Consider the following 15,249-nt stretch of genomic DNA (forward strand, 5'->3'; position numbering starts at 1 on the left):
CTGCATCCACGCCCTTCGGCGGCGCCAGCGAGCCGCGCATGCGCTCGAGCCAGAGGGCGAGCGCCTTCGAACGCGCTTCCGACAGCCGCCTCACCTGTTCGGTGTTTTCAGAAATCTCCCAGGCGAGGATGCGGCGCATCAGCGGATCGTTTCTCAAGGCGTCGAGGAGGAGAAGCGACAGCCGCTCCATCAGGTCGCCATAGGTGAGCAGGAACATGCCGCCGGCGTCTTCCGGGATTCGATCCTTCACCCATGTGCCGAGATCGGCGCCGATCGCCTCGACCAAGCCGTCGAGGCCGCCATAGTAGCGATAGATCAGCTGCTTGTCGCAACCAGCGCGGCGGGCAACCGCATTGATGCCGAAATTCTGGAAGCCTTCCTCGGCCAGCAGGCCCTTGGCTGCGGCAAGGATTGCGCGCTCGGTGGCGCCGCGATCACGCACGCGCCGTTCCGGCTCTCCGTCGACCCCGGGTGAATTTTCAAGATTTACCGCTTCATTCAGCATGACCGACCCTTCCCCGCTGTCACCAATCGGTGAGTAGCGGGGAGGCTTCATGCAATCAATCCTATCCCTTTGGGAAGATTGTGGATATTCCAGCCGGACCGTTGATTGTCCGTCGAACGGATGTGGAAAGCTGCACGCTGGACTGATCGGATCTGTCTAGAAATCTCGTCCTGGCGGTTGATCGTGATGGACGAACCCGGCATAGCTGCATTATGAACAAATCTAACAATCTCCGCTAAGGCCCTGCAATGGTGAACTATATCGAAGCCTCTACCGCGCCCCCGAAGAATACGGGCGCCATCCGGCTTTATGACGCTGAAGCATTCGAGGGTATGCGCAGGGCATGCCAGCTGACCGCGCGCTGCCTCGATGCGCTTGCCGACATCGTCAAGCCCGGCCTGCTGACTGATGAAATCGACCGGTTCGTCTTCGATTTCGGCATGGATCATGGCGCCTATCCGGCGACGCTGAATTATCGCGGTTACACAAAATCGACCTGCACTTCGATCAATCACGTCGTCTGCCACGGTATTCCGAACGACAAACCGCTGCGTGACGGCGATATCGTCAATATCGACGTCACCTTCGTGCTCGACGGCTGGCATGGGGATTCCAGTCGGATGTATCCCGTCGGCGTCGTCAAGCGTGCTGCCGAGCGGCTGCTCGAGGTCACCTATGAATCACTGATGCGCGGCATTGGCGCCGTCAGGCCCGGCGCCCGCACCGGCGCGATCGGCGAGGCGATCCAGACCTATGCGGAAGCCGAACGCTGTTCGGTGGTGCGCGATTTCTGCGGCCATGGCGTTGGCCGGCTGTTCCACGATTCGCCGAATATCCTGCACTACGGCCGCGCCAACGAGGGGCCGGAGCTGCGCGAAGGCATGATCTTCACCATCGAGCCGATGATCAACCTCGGTCGGCCGCATGTGAAGGTGCTCGCCGACGGCTGGACGGCGGTCACCCGCGACCGCTCGCTGTCGGCCCAGTACGAACATACCGTCGGTGTCACCTCCGACGGCTGCGAGATCTTCACGCTGTCGCCGGGTGGGCTCGACCGCCCCGGTCTGCCATCGCACAACGGGTGACGATTCGATGGCGAAAGGCCCCGTTTCGACATCTTCCGACGACGAGCTGCCTTTCGAGACGCAAGAGCCCATTGCCGCCGACGAACGCTCATTCTTTGGCGGACGACCGCAGAAACCGTCCGCACCAAATGCCAGGACCGCCCTGCCCGCTTCGCTTGCCGGCCATGAACATTATCATGGCCATCGCGAGCGGTTGCGTGACCGCTTCCGTGAGCTGGGCGACACCGCGCTTGCCGACTACGAAATCCTCGAGCTGCTGCTTTTTCGCCTGATCCCGCGGCGCGACACCAAGCCGATCGCCAAGGCGCTGATCGAGCGGTTCGGCTCGCTCTCCGGCGTCTTCGGTGCGCCTGCGGCGCTGCTGACCGAGGTAAAGGGCGTCGGCGAGGCCGTGGCGCTCGACCTGAAGCTGATCTCGACTGTCGCCCACCGGACCTTGAAGAGCGAGCTCAGGAGCAAGCAGGTCCTGTCTTCGTGGTCTTCGGTCATCCAATATTGCCATGCCGCCATGGCGCACGAGACACGCGAACAGTTCCGCATCCTCTTCCTCGACAAGCGCAATGTGCTGATCGCCGATGAGGTGCAAGGTCGCGGCACGGTCGACCACACGCCGGTCTATCCGCGCGAGGTGGTGAAACGCGCGCTCGAGCTTTCGGCAACGGCGATGATCCTGGTGCACAACCATCCGTCCGGCGACCCGACACCGTCGCGCGCCGACATCGACATGACGAAGGTGATCATCGATGCGGCCAAGGCTCTCGATATCACCGTCCACGACCACGTCATCATCGGCAGGGATGGCCATGTCAGCCTGAAGGGGCTGAAGCTGATCTGAAAGGCACAGGTCCGGCGGAATCGGCGGCTGTAAAACAATCTGTAACATTGACCGGCTAACGATGGACGGGCGACATTTTGCGTCGCAAAATGATTCCTTTCCAATCCGGGGCTTGATGATGCTTCAGTACGATCTCGTTGTGGTGGGCAGCGGTCCCGCAGGGCGCCGCGGCGCGATCCAAGCGGCAAAACTCGGCAAGAAAGTGCTTGTCATCGAGCAGGGCAAGCGCGTCGGCGGCGTGTCCGTGCACACCGGCACCATCCCCTCGAAGACGCTGCGCGAGACCGCACTTAATCTTTCCGGCTGGCGCGAACGCGGCTTCTACGGCCGGTCTTACCGCGTCAAGGAAGAGATCAGTGCAGATGACCTGCGCCGCCGCCTGCTGATTACGCTCAACCACGAGGTCGAGGTGCTTGAACACCAGTTCGCCCGCAACCGCGTGCAGCATATTCGCGGCAAGGCGAGCTTCATCGATGCGTCGACGCTGCAGGTGATCAAGGATGACGGTGAGACCACGCAGGTCACCGGCGCCAGCGTGCTGCTTGCCGTCGGCACAAAGCCTTTCCGCCCCGATTACATACCCTTCGACGGCAAGACCGTGCTTGACAGCGACGAACTGCTCGACATCCAGGACCTGCCGCGATCGATGGTTGTCATCGGCGCCGGCGTCATCGGCATCGAATATGCGACGATCTTCAGCGCGCTCGACACGGCTGTCACCGTGATCGACCCGAAGGCGACAATGCTCGACTTCATCGACAAGGAAATCATCGAGGATTTTACCTACCAGCTGCGCGACCGCAACATGAAGCTGCTGCTCGGCCAGAAGGCCGACAAGGTGGAGACGCTTGAGAATGGCAAGGTCGAGCTGACGCTCGACAGCGGCCGGCGCCTGACGACCGACATGGTGCTTTTCGCCGCCGGCCGCATGGGGGCGACCGATGCGCTGAACCTTCAGGCCATCGGCCTCGAAGCCGACAGCCGCGGCCGTCTCAAGGTCAATCCGGAAACCTTCCAGACATCGGTTGCCAATGTCTATGCCGCCGGCGACGTCGTCGGCTTTCCGAGCCTTGCCTCGACCTCGATGGAACAGGGCCGCATCGCCGCCCGCGTCGCGATCGGCGCGGTCGCCAAGGAACCGCCGAAATATTTCCCCTACGGCATCTATGCCGTGCCGGAGATTTCGACCTGCGGCCTGACCGAAGAAGAGATGAAGGAGCGCGGCATTCCCTATGAATGCGGCATCGCCCGCTTCCGCGAGACGTCACGCGGTCATATCATGGGCCTCGACACCGGGCTTTTGAAGCTGATCTTCTCGCTGAAGACGCGCCGCCTGCTCGGCGTGCATATCGTCGGCGAAGGCGCCACCGAGCTGGTGCATATCGGCCAGGCGGTGCTCAATCTCAAAGGGACCGTCGAATATTTCGTCGAAAACACCTTCAACTACCCGACGCTCGCCGAAGCCTACAAGATCGCCGGGCTCGATGCCTGGAACCGGATGGGCGACATCAAGTCGGAACTCTAAGTCCGTCGCGTAGACAGCAAATCCGGGAACGACATTGCGCATCATTTCGCTGAACGCATGGGGCGGCAGGCTGCATGAGGCCCTGATTACCTACGTCACCGAGGCCGATCCGGATGTGCTGTGCCTGCAGGAGGTGCTGCGGGCGCCGGGTACGGGCTGCGGCTGGTCGGTCTATCGGGACGGCGATGTCGAGTTGCCGCAGCGCTTCAATCTCTTTACCGAGATCAGCGCCGCCCTGCCCGGCCACGACGGCTTCTTCTGCCCGACCTCGAAAGGCGAGCTTTTCGATGGCGATACCGTCATTGTCGCCGAATTCGGGCTGGCGACCTTCGTGCGCAAAACCCACTCCGTCATCGCCCAGGGGCTGGACTTCGTGCATGGCCGTTTTTCCGCTGATGGCTGGGGCGAACATCCGCGGCCCCGAAACGCCCATTGCATCCGCCTCTTCAGCCATGAGCATGCTTCAACCATAACTATCGCCCACATGCATGGCCTGCGCGATCCCGCAGGCAAGGGCGATACCGCAGCGCGCGACGAGCAGGCCGTAGCGCTGATCAGGCTCATCGAGCGCGTCTGGCCCGGCGACGAAAGGCTCGTCGTCTGCGGCGATTTCAACGTGCTGCCCGACAGCGCGACCTTTACGATTCTTGCCAGACTCGGGCTTTCCGATCTCGTCACCGGATACGGCCTTGTAGACACGCGAACCTCCTACTATCTGAAGCAGGGCCGCTTTGCCGACTACATGCTGGTGACACCGGAGGTGAAGGTTGCCAAATTCGAAGTGGTCGTGGCACCCGAAGTCTCCGACCATCGCGCATTGCTGCTCGATATCGGGTAGTATATTGAGGAATGATACACTTCACGGAGCGTTTGCGCGCCGTGCCGTTTTTTACGCCTTAGTTTGACCTCCTAAATCGCATTGATGTGTCGTGCCTGCTATATGCCTTCAACGCCATTTTGCCTTCGGGCAAAAGCTTCTAAAGAAAGATAGATACTCTTGTCCCATGTCTTAGAAGCTGCGCGCCGACGTTTTCAGCTGATCCTGATCAAGCCGTCGCATTATGATGATGACGGCTACGTCATCCGCTGGTGGCGGGCGATGATCCCCTCCAATTCGCTTGCGGCTCTTTACGGCATCGCCGCCGAATGTGCCGAGCGCAAGGTGCTCGGCGACGATACGGCGATCGACATCACCGTGATCGACGAAACCAACACCCGGATCGATGTCGCCGGACTGCTGGCGCAGTTCAAGCGCCACGACAATTTCGGCATGATCGCGCTCGTCGGCGTCCAGACCAACCAGTATGCGCGCGCCCTCGATATCGCCCGGCCGTTCCGGGATGCCGGCCTGCCGGTTTCGATCGGCGGCTTTCATGTTTCCGGCTGCCTGTCGATGCTGGATGGCAAGGCGGTCGGGCTCGACGCCTGCCGCGACATGGGCATCTCGATGTTTGCCGGCGAGGCCGAGGGCCGGCTCGACATGGTGCTGCGCGACGCCGCCGCCGGCGAACTGAAGCCGCTCTACAATTTCATGAACGACCTTCCGGGCATCGGCGGCACGCCGGTTCCCTTCCTGCCGAAGGACAATATCCAGCGCACGCTCGGGCTCAGCACCAGCTTCGATGCCGGGCGTGGCTGTCCCTATCAGTGCTCGTTCTGCACCATCATCAATGTGCAGGGACGCAAGTCACGCTTCCGTTCGGCCGACGACGTCGAGAAACTGGTGCGAATGAACTGGGCGCAGGGCATCCACAAATTCTTCATCACCGACGATAATTTCGCCCGCAACAAGGATTGGGAAGCGATCTTCGACCGGCTGATCGAGCTCAAGGAGCGGGATGGCATTCCGCTCGGCCTGATGATCCAGGTCGACACGCTCTGCCACAAGATCCCTAACTTCATCGAGAAATCCAGGCGCGCCGGTGTCACCCGCGTCTTCATCGGCCTCGAAAACGTCAATCCGGACAATCTGACCGCCGCCAAGAAGAACCAGAACAAGATCACTGAATACCGCAAGATGCTGCTCGCCTGGAAGGCACAGGGCATCATGACGCTTGCCGGTTATATCTTGGGCTTCCCGGCCGATACGCCGGAATCGATCCGCCGCGACATCACGATCATCCAGGAAGAGCTGCCGCTCGACGTCATCGAATTCTTCATCCTGACGCCGCTGCCCGGTTCCGAGGACCATCAGGTCCTGTGGAAGAAGGGCATCGAGATGGATGCCGATCTCAATATCTATGATGTCGAGCACGTCTGCACCGCGCATCCCAAAATGAGCAAGCAGGAATGGGAAGACATCTACCACGAGGCCTGGTCGCTCTATTATTCGCCTGATCATATGAAGACGCTGCTGCGCCGTGCCGTGGCGACGGGGGTACCGCTCGCAAGGCTCGTCAAGGTTCTCGTCTCCTTCGCGACCACCGTGCCGCTAGAAAACGTGCATCCGCTGCAAAGCGGCCTGCTGCGCCTGAAGACCCCGTCGGAGCGGCGCCCGGACCTGCCGCGTGAGAATCCGCTGGTCTTCTGGCCGCGTTTTGCCTGGGAAACCTTCAGAAAACATGCTTCGCTCGCCGGCACGATCATTGGCTTGACGATTTCGGCATTCCTGATTTCAAGGGATGCGAAGTCGAAGACCTATATGGATCAGGCCCTGACGCCTGTTGCCGACGACGAAGAAGAAACGCTCCACCTCTTCACACAGACCGCCGGCGGCGCCGCAGCCGTCAGCCATGTCAGGAAAGTCGCGCAACTGACAGCGCATTGAGCGGTAATTCTTGAACGCCGGATGACGCCCAAAAACATGGGCGGCATCAAACTCTAAGCCAATGCATGTCGATAAAGCGCGTCGCTTGAATCAAGTTTGACAACGCGCTTTGAAGGCTCCGAATTTAGTGGCCGTTTAAGCGACTTGGATCATCTGGGTCGTCTCGGCCACTTGCAGCGTGTCGACGAATTCGACGATCTTGACGGGTTTCCCATCTCGGAAATGGATCTTGTCGACGAATTCCGTATGGAAGCTCACGCCCGATGGGATATGCCTGACCTCGCCTTCGCGATGGGCAAAGACCATTTGCTCATCTTCGTCCACATAGATGCCGGCTGTCCTGATATTCGATAGATCCCACACTGTGATGAGCTGGGTTATCGCTTGGCGAAAAGCATGCCCGCTTGATTCAGTCGAAAAAGGCGCCATCCGTGTATTGCCGACCATGCGAAAGGTGCAATCCCCGCCGATCAGCGCCAGCGTAGCTTCGACATCGCCGCGGTCACGCACAGCATAAATTTCTTCCACGAGCTTCTTCATGTCATGCTTTGCAGTCATTTTCAGGTCCCTCCACCATCAGCGAAATCTGCATCTAATTATACTTAAATGCAACCCTTTGTTGTTCACAGTGAATAAACACAATGGAGTAGGCGACGAGAATGAAACTGCCCTGTATAATAGAAAAAGGCCCCGCACGATGGCGAGGCCTTCCAAACTTTACTGCATGATTCCTTAAATCGGAATCCGATTTCAGGATGCGGCAATTCAAAGTGTTACAGCGTCCTTTGCGCGTCTAAAATGACGCGCGGCGCTGTAGGACTGAAAAGCGATTATTCGGCGCTTTCGTCAGCCGCCTTCTTCTTCGGAGCAGCCTTCTTCTTCGGTGCGGCTTCTTCGCCTTCACCGGCGTCAGCTGCTTCTGCCTTGGCGGCAGCCTTTTTCTTCGGCGCGGCCTTCTTGGTCTCGGCCTTCGCCTCGCCTTCTTCCTCGGCGAGCAGCTCTTCCTTCGTCACCTTCTTGTCGGTGACGTCGATTTCGGTCAGCAAGTGATCGATGACCTTCTCTTCGAAGATCGGCGCGCGGATCGACGCGGCGGCACCCGGCTGGCTGCGGAAGAATTCGAGGATCTGCTTTTCCTGGCCCGGATACTGGCGCAGCTGATCGTAAATGGCGCGCTGCATCTCGTCTTCGCTGACCTCGACGCCGGCCTTTTCGCCGATTTCGGAGAGAACGAGGCCGAGGCGAACGCGGCGCTCGGCGAGCGTCTTGTATTCCTCGCGAGCCTTCTCCTCAGTCGTGTCTTCGTCCTCGAAGGTCTTGCCGGACTGGGCGAGGTCGTTGTTCACCTGGCTCCAGATGCCGTTATATTCGGCGTCGACGAGCGAGTTCGGAGTCTCGAACTTGTACATCTCGTCGAGCTGGTCGAGGATCTGACGCTTCAGCTTCTGGCGGGTCAGCGAGCCGTACTGCGATTCGATCTGGCCACGGACGATTTCCTTCAGGCGATCGGCCGATTCGATGCCGAGCTTGGAGGCGAGTTCGTCGTTGATCTCGACATCGGCAGGTGCTGCGACTTCCTTGACTGACACGTCGAAGGTCGCTTCCTTGCCGGCGAGGTTTTTGGCCGGGTAGTCGGCCGGGAAGGTCACGGTGATGGTCTTCTCAACGCCGGCCTTGACGCCGACGAGCTGGTCTTCGAAGCCCGGAATGAAGCGGCCGGACCCGAGCACCAGTTCGGCGCCCTGGTCGGTGCCGCCTTCGAAGGCTTCGCCGTCGACCTTGCCGACATAATCCATGGTGATGCGGTCGCCGTTCGCGGCCTTGCCGGTCTTGGTCTCGTAGGCGCGGGCGCTTTCGGCGACCTTCAGGACCTGCTCGTTGACTTCGTCGTCCGAGATGTCGATGACTTCGCGCGTGACCTTGATGCCCTTGACCGACTTCAGTTCGATCGGCGGCAGAACTTCATAGGAGAGCGTGAATTCGAAATCCTGCTCGGCAGCGAGGATCTTGTCGGCTTCGTCCTTGTCTTCCGTCATGGCGATTTCCGGCTGCGTGGCCGACTTCTCACCGCGGCTGGACAGGATGGCGGCCGGCTGCTCGCGGACGATCTCGTTGACGAGGTCGGCCATGATCGACTTGCCGTAGACCTTCTTCAGGTGAGCAGCGGGTACCTTGCCCGGACGGAAGCCGTTGATGCGAACCTTGTCCTTCACATCGGCAAGACGCTCATTCATCTTGTCTTGCATGTCCTTGGCCGGGATAACGACCTTGATTTCGCGCTTCAGCCCTTCAGCGAGCGTTTCGATAACCTGCATGTCTTCCTACCTTCATTTCGTGGCGGCCGTGCCCAGACGCCGTTCGTTTCGATGAGCACGACGCCGGCGATCCTGCCGCGCGTGGCTTTTCCCAATTCCTGTATCATTCCGCCCAAAGGGGAACGGCACTCGCGGGGTGTTCGGGACAACTCTCGGCTGCCCTAAGCCAACCGATTTCAGTCTCCCGCCTGCAAACAGCTTGGTGCGGGTAGAGAGACTTGAACTCCCACGCCTTGCGGCACCAGAACCTAAATCTGGCGTGTCTACCAATTTCACCATACCCGCGTTCACAAAACCGCATGCCTATGCCTGCGCATGAGGCCTTCCGGAGCGCGGCGTCTCTATATCACCCGATTTGGTCGAGGCAAAGGAAAAATGAACGGCAAATGACAGGGGACCTGCGGCCCTGCTGCCGCCCTCCTCCGAAGTGCCGTCGGATCAGTAAAGCGGCTCGTCGTAAACCGCCTTGCCGTCAACGAGAAGGCTGCGGATTTGCGCGCTTCCATCAGCCGAGACACGCACCGATATTGCGACATTGCCGTCGTTGCGGGCCTCCTCGATCGGCTTGCCCTTGCCTTCAGGAACGTAGTAGCGCTCGATGCCGTATTCGACACGCATATTGTCCCCGGCGGCAAGTGCGCCACTATAAAATGGCAGGCTGCGCAGGATCACCGTCTCCGGCTGCGGAGGCAGCTCGTGGAAGGACGATTCGGTGACTGTCCAGAAACCGTCCTCCTGCTTCTTCAACCGAACCCATAACACCCGTTCGCCAACCTCGGCCGGAATCCCGCCGGAAACCGTCTGAACCGGCACTGAGGAAATGTCGTAGTTCAAGACGACATAATCGCCGCGCAAGAAATCGCGCGGATCGACGGGCGCCGTCTTCAACAGCACCTCGGCGCCGTTGCTGAGGATCGACGCCCGGCTCTGGATGATCGTGCCGAGGATAAGGGTCTGCAGACCGGCGACGATGATGGCCGAAAGCAGATAGCCCTTGCCGGATTGCAGCTTTGCCATGAACGAGCTCATGCGCGCTCCCCCTGGGCATTCGCCGAAAAACGCCGTTCGAGACGGATGACCATCCAGGCGACCAGCGCGACCACGAGACCGGAGAAAAGGAAGAGGCTCGACGTGCCGAGGATGGAGCCGACGGTGACGGAGGCGAGATAAAGCATCTCGGCGGCAAAGGTCGCATAGGCGAGATATCGCACCGCGCCGTTATCCCTGCCGTGCAGGGCGATCGCCAGCACGGAAGCGGCAAGCGTCGCCACTCCTAGCACCACCAGCCGCCAGCCATCCTCGATCTCGATATGCAGCAGCAGGAAGCCGATTACAGCGACAAGGAAGCTGTAGAAGGCCGGAGCCGCACCGGCGCTCCTGATCAAGGAGGCGATACGCGGGAGCGGCACCGCCGTCAGGACAAAGGCCGCCATTCCGCCGATCGCGAAGGCTAGCGCCACGGCGATCTCCTCATAAAGAGTATAGAGCCAGGCCAGCCAGCCGATCAGCAGCAGATAGGCCAGATGGCGAGCCCGCTCGGCGCCGGTATACCGCACCAGCCCGATGACGATCACCGCCATGAGAGGCGCCATCCAGGGATCGAAGCCTATCCAATGTGTGTCGTTGTTCTCAAGATAGACGGCGAAGGACGCCCAGGAGAGGAAGCCCGCGACGACTGCCACGGCACCCGAACGGAACAGGATCGCCGAGATCGTCGCGATCGCGAACCAGAGATACATCACCGTCTGCTCGTCGCCGGAGAGGTGATACATCTGCCCGACCAGCGAGATGGCGCCGCCGAAACTCATAGCGCCGATGACCAGCAAGCCACCTGCGGCCGCTGTCGCGCCGCGGGCAAGCATCCGGGCAGCGGCGATATGCACCAACCAGATCAGGGCGAGGATGCCGCCGACGCGGACAAGGCGCGGGATAGCTTCCCAGTTGGAGGCGACGACCAACAGGATGGCAGCGGCAAGCAGTACCGCCGCCAGCGCCATCAGCACCCTGCCGAGGCTGAAGCTTGCAGGGCGGCTGTCATATTCGGCGAGAAGCGCACCTGCCGTTTCCTGCCCGAGCAGGCCCTTGCCCACCCAAAGCGAGAGATCCCGCTCCAATCTGCCGCGATACATGCTCAACCCCTTGATTTCCGGAACGTCGACTGCGGCGCTGCGGCTCACGCCGTTATAGACGCAGCACGGGCGTTCGCAAACGCTGTTGCGACAAACATACAAGTTCCTCATTGGTCTAAATAGTATCGAGTGTTAACCGGCCGCTAACGGCAGAAGCGCTAATATAAGCTTATGGTCGGAGAGGCATGCGATCCTTGCATATCCCCCATGAATTTATTGCACTGCACAATACTCATTAGTCATACTATTGATCAGAACATCGAAGCGCGGGGATGGCGCCCCGGCCCGGCTCCAGCCGGATGCCCGCGGATGCTTTGTCCGTGACGAGATTCGCAGCTGCGCACTCCTCCTCCCAGCGCGCTGCGATAGACTGGCAACACTCCTCCTCCCAGTTGTCAGTCACCATCACACGCCCGCCGGATCCTCCCCCGGCGGGCGTTTTTGTTGAGCCAAAGCTTTATTAAAGCATTGATGGTTGAAGGATTTTCGTCGTGTGACGCCGTCAATGCCACATTGCGTCACACCGCCCCACCAACCCCGTGAACAGATGCGCGACTTCCGATCCGAAGCGGAACGCCTCTTTGTTGCAGAAGGACGGGCGGAACTGGCGGAGGGAGCGGCGTTTTCCGCTGCGGCACCCCATTCGCCCCTCCAAATCGACCTGCTCTCCTAAAAGTCATTCTGCCTATTCGTTGACCAAAAAACGGTAAGTCTGCGTCAAATACCCTTTGAGCATTGCATCATTTGCATGGGTGATCTGAAAACTTGGCTGTTTTAGTCTTTCGCGCCGCAACATATATTCCGGTCATCAAATAGAGGTCAGCGCCGATCGGTGGCTGCTGGCAGATGAAACCCTCGGAAAGGGGCTTAACATGAACTTCTCTCGCTCTTTCAATAACTGGCGCAAGTATCGTCAGACCGTCACGGAACTCGGCCGCATGACCAACCGCGAATTGCACGATCTCGGCATCGACCGTTCGGACATCCATCGCGTTGCCCGAGAGGCTTCTTCCCGCTAATTCAAGGCGATCGCCGCTCCTCCCAAGCACGATTGCTCTCGATCGAAACGCCCGCTGTACCCACAGCGGGCGTTTTCTTTTGTCTGCACGTGGTGGCCGCGGCGGTTGCATGTTTTTCCGCTTGATTAGCCCGCTCAAAAAATATTCACCGCCTAATTGTCGAGCATCACATTGCACAATTGCATGGCAGACGCCTTTTATTTGCACTGCACAATCGGACGGTTCTCGCCTATATAAACATCAACCGCAGAGAGACAGGCGATCCCGCCGTCCCGCGGACATAGGAAGAAGACAATGAACCCGATCCGCATTGCAAAAAGCTGGCTCAGCTACCGTCGTACGCTCAACGAACTCGGCGGCCTTTCCAACCAGACCCTGTCCGATATCGGCGTCAGCCGCTACGACATCCGCAATATTGCATCCCGCTCGTTCCGCTAATAGCGAGTACGATGCTTCCAAGACGGCGCCACGAAGGCGCCGTTTTTGATTCCGGGGTACTGGGCCACGAAGGCGCCGTTTTTGATTCCGGGATGCTGGGCCACGAAGGCGCCGTTTTTGATTCCCGGGTGTTGGATCGCACCTGCCGACATGGTATCAGCCCAGGATGAACACGATCTCCTCCTATTCCCCCATCCACGTCGTCGGCGGCGGGCTTGCCGGTTCGGAAGCCGCCTGGCAGATTGCCAGTTCCGGCGTTCCGGTCATCCTGCATGAAATGCGGGGGGTGCGTGGCACGGATGCGCATAAGACCGACGGCCTGGCCGAACTTGTCTGTTCCAATTCCTTCCGTTCCGACGATGCGACCAGCAATGCCGTTGGCGTCATCCATGCAGAGATGCGCATGGCGGGCTCGCTGATCATGGCCGCTGCCGATCGGTGCCAGGTACCGGCCGGCGGTGCGCTCGCCGTCGATCGTGACGGCTTCTCCGAGGCGGTGACCAAGGCGGTCCATGACCACCCGCTCATCACCGTCGTGCGTGAAGAGATCACCGGCCTGCCGCCCAGTGACTGGGATCTTGCCATCGTTGCCACCGGACCGCTGACGGCGCCGTCGCTCGCGAGCGCCATCCAGGCAGAAACCGGCGAGGATTCGCTCGCCTTCTTCGACGCCATCGCGCCGATCGTCTACCGCGAGAGCATCGACATGGATATCTGCTGGTATCAGTCGCGCTACGACAAGGTCGGGCCTGGCGGCACCGGCAAGGATTATATCAACTGCCCGATGGACGAGGCGCAGTACAATGCCTTCGTCGACGCGCTGATATCAGGCGACACGGTCGGTTTCAAGGAATGGGAGGGCACGCCTTATTTCGACGGCTGCCTGCCGATCGAGGTGATGGCTGAACGCGGCCGCGAGACACTGCGCCACGGACCGATGAAGCCGATGGGGCTGACGAACGCGCATAACCCGACAGTCAAGGCCTATGCCGTCGTGCAGCTGCGGCAGGACAATGCACTCGGCACGCTCTACAACATGGTCGGCTTCCAGACGAAGCTGAAATATGGCGCGCAGGCGGACATTTTCCGGATGATCCCGGGTCTGGAAAATGCGGAATTTGCCCGTCTCGGCGGCCTGCACCGCAATACCTATATCAACTCCCCAACCCTGCTCGACCGGTCACTGACGCTAAAATCGCGGCCCGGCCTGCGTTTTGCCGGCCAGATCACCGGCTGTGAGGGTTATGTGGAAAGCGCCAGCGTCGGGCTGATGGCCGGGCGTTTCGCCGCCGCCGAACGCAAGGGCGAGGCGATCTCGCTACCGCCGGCGACGACGGCGCTCGGCGCGCTGCTCGGCCACATCACCGGTGGGCACATCGTCACCGACGAGGAGCCGGGCAAACGATCGTTCCAGCCGATGAACATCAATTTCGGGCTGTTTCCGGAGCTCCAGCCGGGCTCGATCGTCAAACCTGAAGGCGTCAAGCGCTTCCGCGGCAAGGACAAGACGATCATGAAGCGGCAGCTGATCGCGCGGCGTGCTCTTGCCGACTGCGCGACCTGGCTCGGTCAAGAATCGACGCTTGCCGAAAGCGCCTGACCGGCGTTTTCAAGTGCATCGGACCCGGCTCGTGCGACCCGCGTGAAGTCTTTGCTTTTATGCATGTCGCCCAAAAGCGCTGCACACTTTTGGGCGACCTGCATTACTGCTGGGTCGCGGCCGAAATATTGCCGGGCGGCAGGTCCTTATCCGGCTCGGCGATATAATTGCCGAGCAGCCAGAGCGAAACCTCCGAGGCTTCCTTGGCGGAAGCGAATTCGAAATCGCCGTTGTGATAGGGTGCATCGAGGAAGTCGATCACCAGTCCCCGGCCCGTCTCCGATCCCACGACACGCACCCGACCTGGCTCGATCAGATGGCAGGCGAAATGGCGCGACATGTTGCGCATGAAGCCCGCCTTGTTGTCGTGCAGGCGCACGAAGACGGCCTGACCATTTTCCGTCGTCTGCAGCTGACGGATCGCCTCGTTCGGAAAGGCGCGGCCGAACTCGATGATGGCGAGGCCCGTGTCATGCAGGCCGTCTTCCTTGTTCTGCGCGGCCATGCGCGTTGCCACGAAAGCAATGAAAATGACGATGGCGAAAAGGACGCACCAGACGATAATGCCCACGCCGAGTCTCCGTTCAAAGGGTAGCGGTGGAAGCCTTGTAGCGCGCGAGACTTGCGCGAATTTGACCGATATCAGATTTTTCGGCGTGCGGCAGCCAGCCCCATCCGCAGCTGGCGGCGCCATTGCGGCGGCTGCAGCGGCCGGTCAAACAGCAAGGCGCCCCGTTTCTGCGCCGTGATGAGCACCGGTTCGGCAATCGTCGCCGGCAGAAAGGCTGGAAAGACAGCCAGCGCAATCGGCCCCGCCGCCCTCGCCTTTGCCAGATGTTCGCGACCGAGGCCGGCGAAGGCCTCGATGGCGGCAGAAATGCGCGGCCGGTCTTCGCCGGCGAGGAAGGCATCGCGGTCGAGACCGGCGGCGGACAGGATCTGCAGCGGAATATAGATCTGGCCACGGCGGCGATGCAGCGGCATCAGCAGCAACAGCCCGGCGACCGCTTGGGCGACGCCGGCATGGCCGG

Annotated in this window: 15 protein-coding genes and 1 tRNA gene; 8 read left to right on the plus strand and 8 right to left on the minus strand. The window is 60.4% G+C overall.

Annotated elements, in window-relative coordinates:
• A partial coding sequence (locus MOV76_RS33635; protein ID WP_247266147.1) for a TetR/AcrR family transcriptional regulator occupies positions 1–505 on the minus strand: 505 nt, incomplete at its 3' end.
• 248 nt (positions 506–753) lie between these two features.
• Here MOV76_RS33635 and map point away from each other — a divergent pair.
• The 5 genes from map (at position 754) to MOV76_RS33660 (ending at position 6,717) form a co-directional block, all read left to right on the plus strand.
• Complete coding sequence (map, locus tag MOV76_RS33640) at positions 754–1,590, plus strand: type I methionyl aminopeptidase (protein WP_018241817.1); 837 nt, start codon at positions 754–756, stop codon at positions 1,588–1,590.
• Between the two features lie 7 nt (positions 1,591–1,597).
• Positions 1,598–2,425, plus strand: coding sequence for a RadC family protein (gene radC / locus MOV76_RS33645; RefSeq protein WP_026230553.1), 828 nt, complete (start codon positions 1,598–1,600; stop codon positions 2,423–2,425).
• Between the two features lie 118 nt (positions 2,426–2,543).
• Complete coding sequence (gene sthA / locus MOV76_RS33650; protein WP_026188372.1) at positions 2,544–3,950, plus strand: Si-specific NAD(P)(+) transhydrogenase; 1,407 nt, start codon at positions 2,544–2,546, stop codon at positions 3,948–3,950.
• Between the two features lie 34 nt (positions 3,951–3,984).
• Positions 3,985–4,788 carry an endonuclease/exonuclease/phosphatase family protein gene (locus MOV76_RS33655; protein ID WP_247266148.1) on the plus strand — a complete coding sequence of 268 codons (804 nt, stop codon included), beginning with the start codon at positions 3,985–3,987 and terminating at the stop codon, positions 4,786–4,788.
• A gap of 159 nt (positions 4,789–4,947) precedes the next feature.
• Positions 4,948–6,717 (plus strand): radical SAM protein, encoded by a 1,770-nt coding sequence (locus MOV76_RS33660; protein ID WP_247266149.1) that lies wholly within the window; start codon positions 4,948–4,950, stop codon positions 6,715–6,717.
• 135 nt (positions 6,718–6,852) lie between these two features.
• Here MOV76_RS33660 and MOV76_RS33665 read toward each other — a convergent pair whose 3' ends face one another.
• The 5 genes from MOV76_RS33665 to MOV76_RS33685 all read right to left on the minus strand — a co-directional run bounded on the left by MOV76_RS33665 (position 6,853) and on the right by MOV76_RS33685 (position 11,161).
• Complete coding sequence (locus tag MOV76_RS33665) at positions 6,853–7,275, minus strand: nuclear transport factor 2 family protein (RefSeq protein WP_247266150.1); 423 nt, start codon at positions 7,273–7,275, stop codon at positions 6,853–6,855.
• Between the two features lie 272 nt (positions 7,276–7,547).
• The gene (gene tig, locus MOV76_RS33670; RefSeq protein WP_018241811.1) at positions 7,548–9,032 is read right to left on the minus strand and encodes a trigger factor; all 1,485 of its coding nucleotides are present in this window, start codon (positions 9,030–9,032) and stop codon (positions 7,548–7,550) included.
• A gap of 200 nt (positions 9,033–9,232) precedes the next feature.
• Positions 9,233–9,317, minus strand: a tRNA-Leu gene (locus MOV76_RS33675).
• Positions 9,318–9,470: 153 nt separating this feature from the next.
• A complete protein-coding gene (locus tag MOV76_RS33680; RefSeq protein WP_018241810.1) occupies positions 9,471–10,061 on the minus strand; it encodes a GDYXXLXY domain-containing protein in 591 nt (196 codons plus the stop codon).
• On the minus strand, positions 10,058–11,161 hold the full coding sequence (locus tag MOV76_RS33685) for a DUF2157 domain-containing protein (RefSeq protein WP_018445612.1): 1,104 nt from the start codon (positions 11,159–11,161) through the stop codon (positions 10,058–10,060). Before MOV76_RS33685 ends, MOV76_RS33680 begins: the two co-directional genes overlap by 4 nt.
• An 872-nt stretch (positions 11,162–12,033) precedes the next feature.
• Here MOV76_RS33685 and MOV76_RS33690 point away from each other — a divergent pair.
• From MOV76_RS33690 to trmFO, 3 genes are all read left to right on the plus strand, one after another.
• Positions 12,034–12,180 (plus strand): DUF1127 domain-containing protein, encoded by a 147-nt coding sequence (locus tag MOV76_RS33690; RefSeq protein ID WP_010067591.1) that lies wholly within the window; start codon positions 12,034–12,036, stop codon positions 12,178–12,180.
• Between the two features lie 294 nt (positions 12,181–12,474).
• Complete coding sequence (locus MOV76_RS33695; protein WP_003573524.1) at positions 12,475–12,618, plus strand: DUF1127 domain-containing protein; 144 nt, start codon at positions 12,475–12,477, stop codon at positions 12,616–12,618.
• Positions 12,619–12,784: 166 nt separating this feature from the next.
• Positions 12,785–14,218, plus strand: a complete 1,434-nt coding sequence (gene trmFO, locus MOV76_RS33700) for a methylenetetrahydrofolate--tRNA-(uracil(54)-C(5))-methyltransferase (FADH(2)-oxidizing) TrmFO (RefSeq protein ID WP_018445614.1) — start codon at positions 12,785–12,787, stop codon at positions 14,216–14,218.
• Positions 14,219–14,321: 103 nt separating this feature from the next.
• Here trmFO and MOV76_RS33705 read toward each other — a convergent pair whose 3' ends face one another.
• Positions 14,322–14,789, minus strand: coding sequence for a hypothetical protein (locus tag MOV76_RS33705; protein WP_247266151.1), 468 nt, complete (start codon positions 14,787–14,789; stop codon positions 14,322–14,324).
• 71 nt (positions 14,790–14,860) lie between these two features.
• Positions 14,861–15,249 (minus strand): squalene/phytoene synthase family protein (locus MOV76_RS33710; protein WP_247266152.1); only part of this gene is annotated, 389 nt, incomplete at its 5' end.

Source organism: Rhizobium sp. PRIMUS64 (assembly GCF_023006465.1).
Taxonomy (GTDB): domain Bacteria; phylum Pseudomonadota; class Alphaproteobacteria; order Rhizobiales; family Rhizobiaceae; genus Rhizobium; species Rhizobium leguminosarum.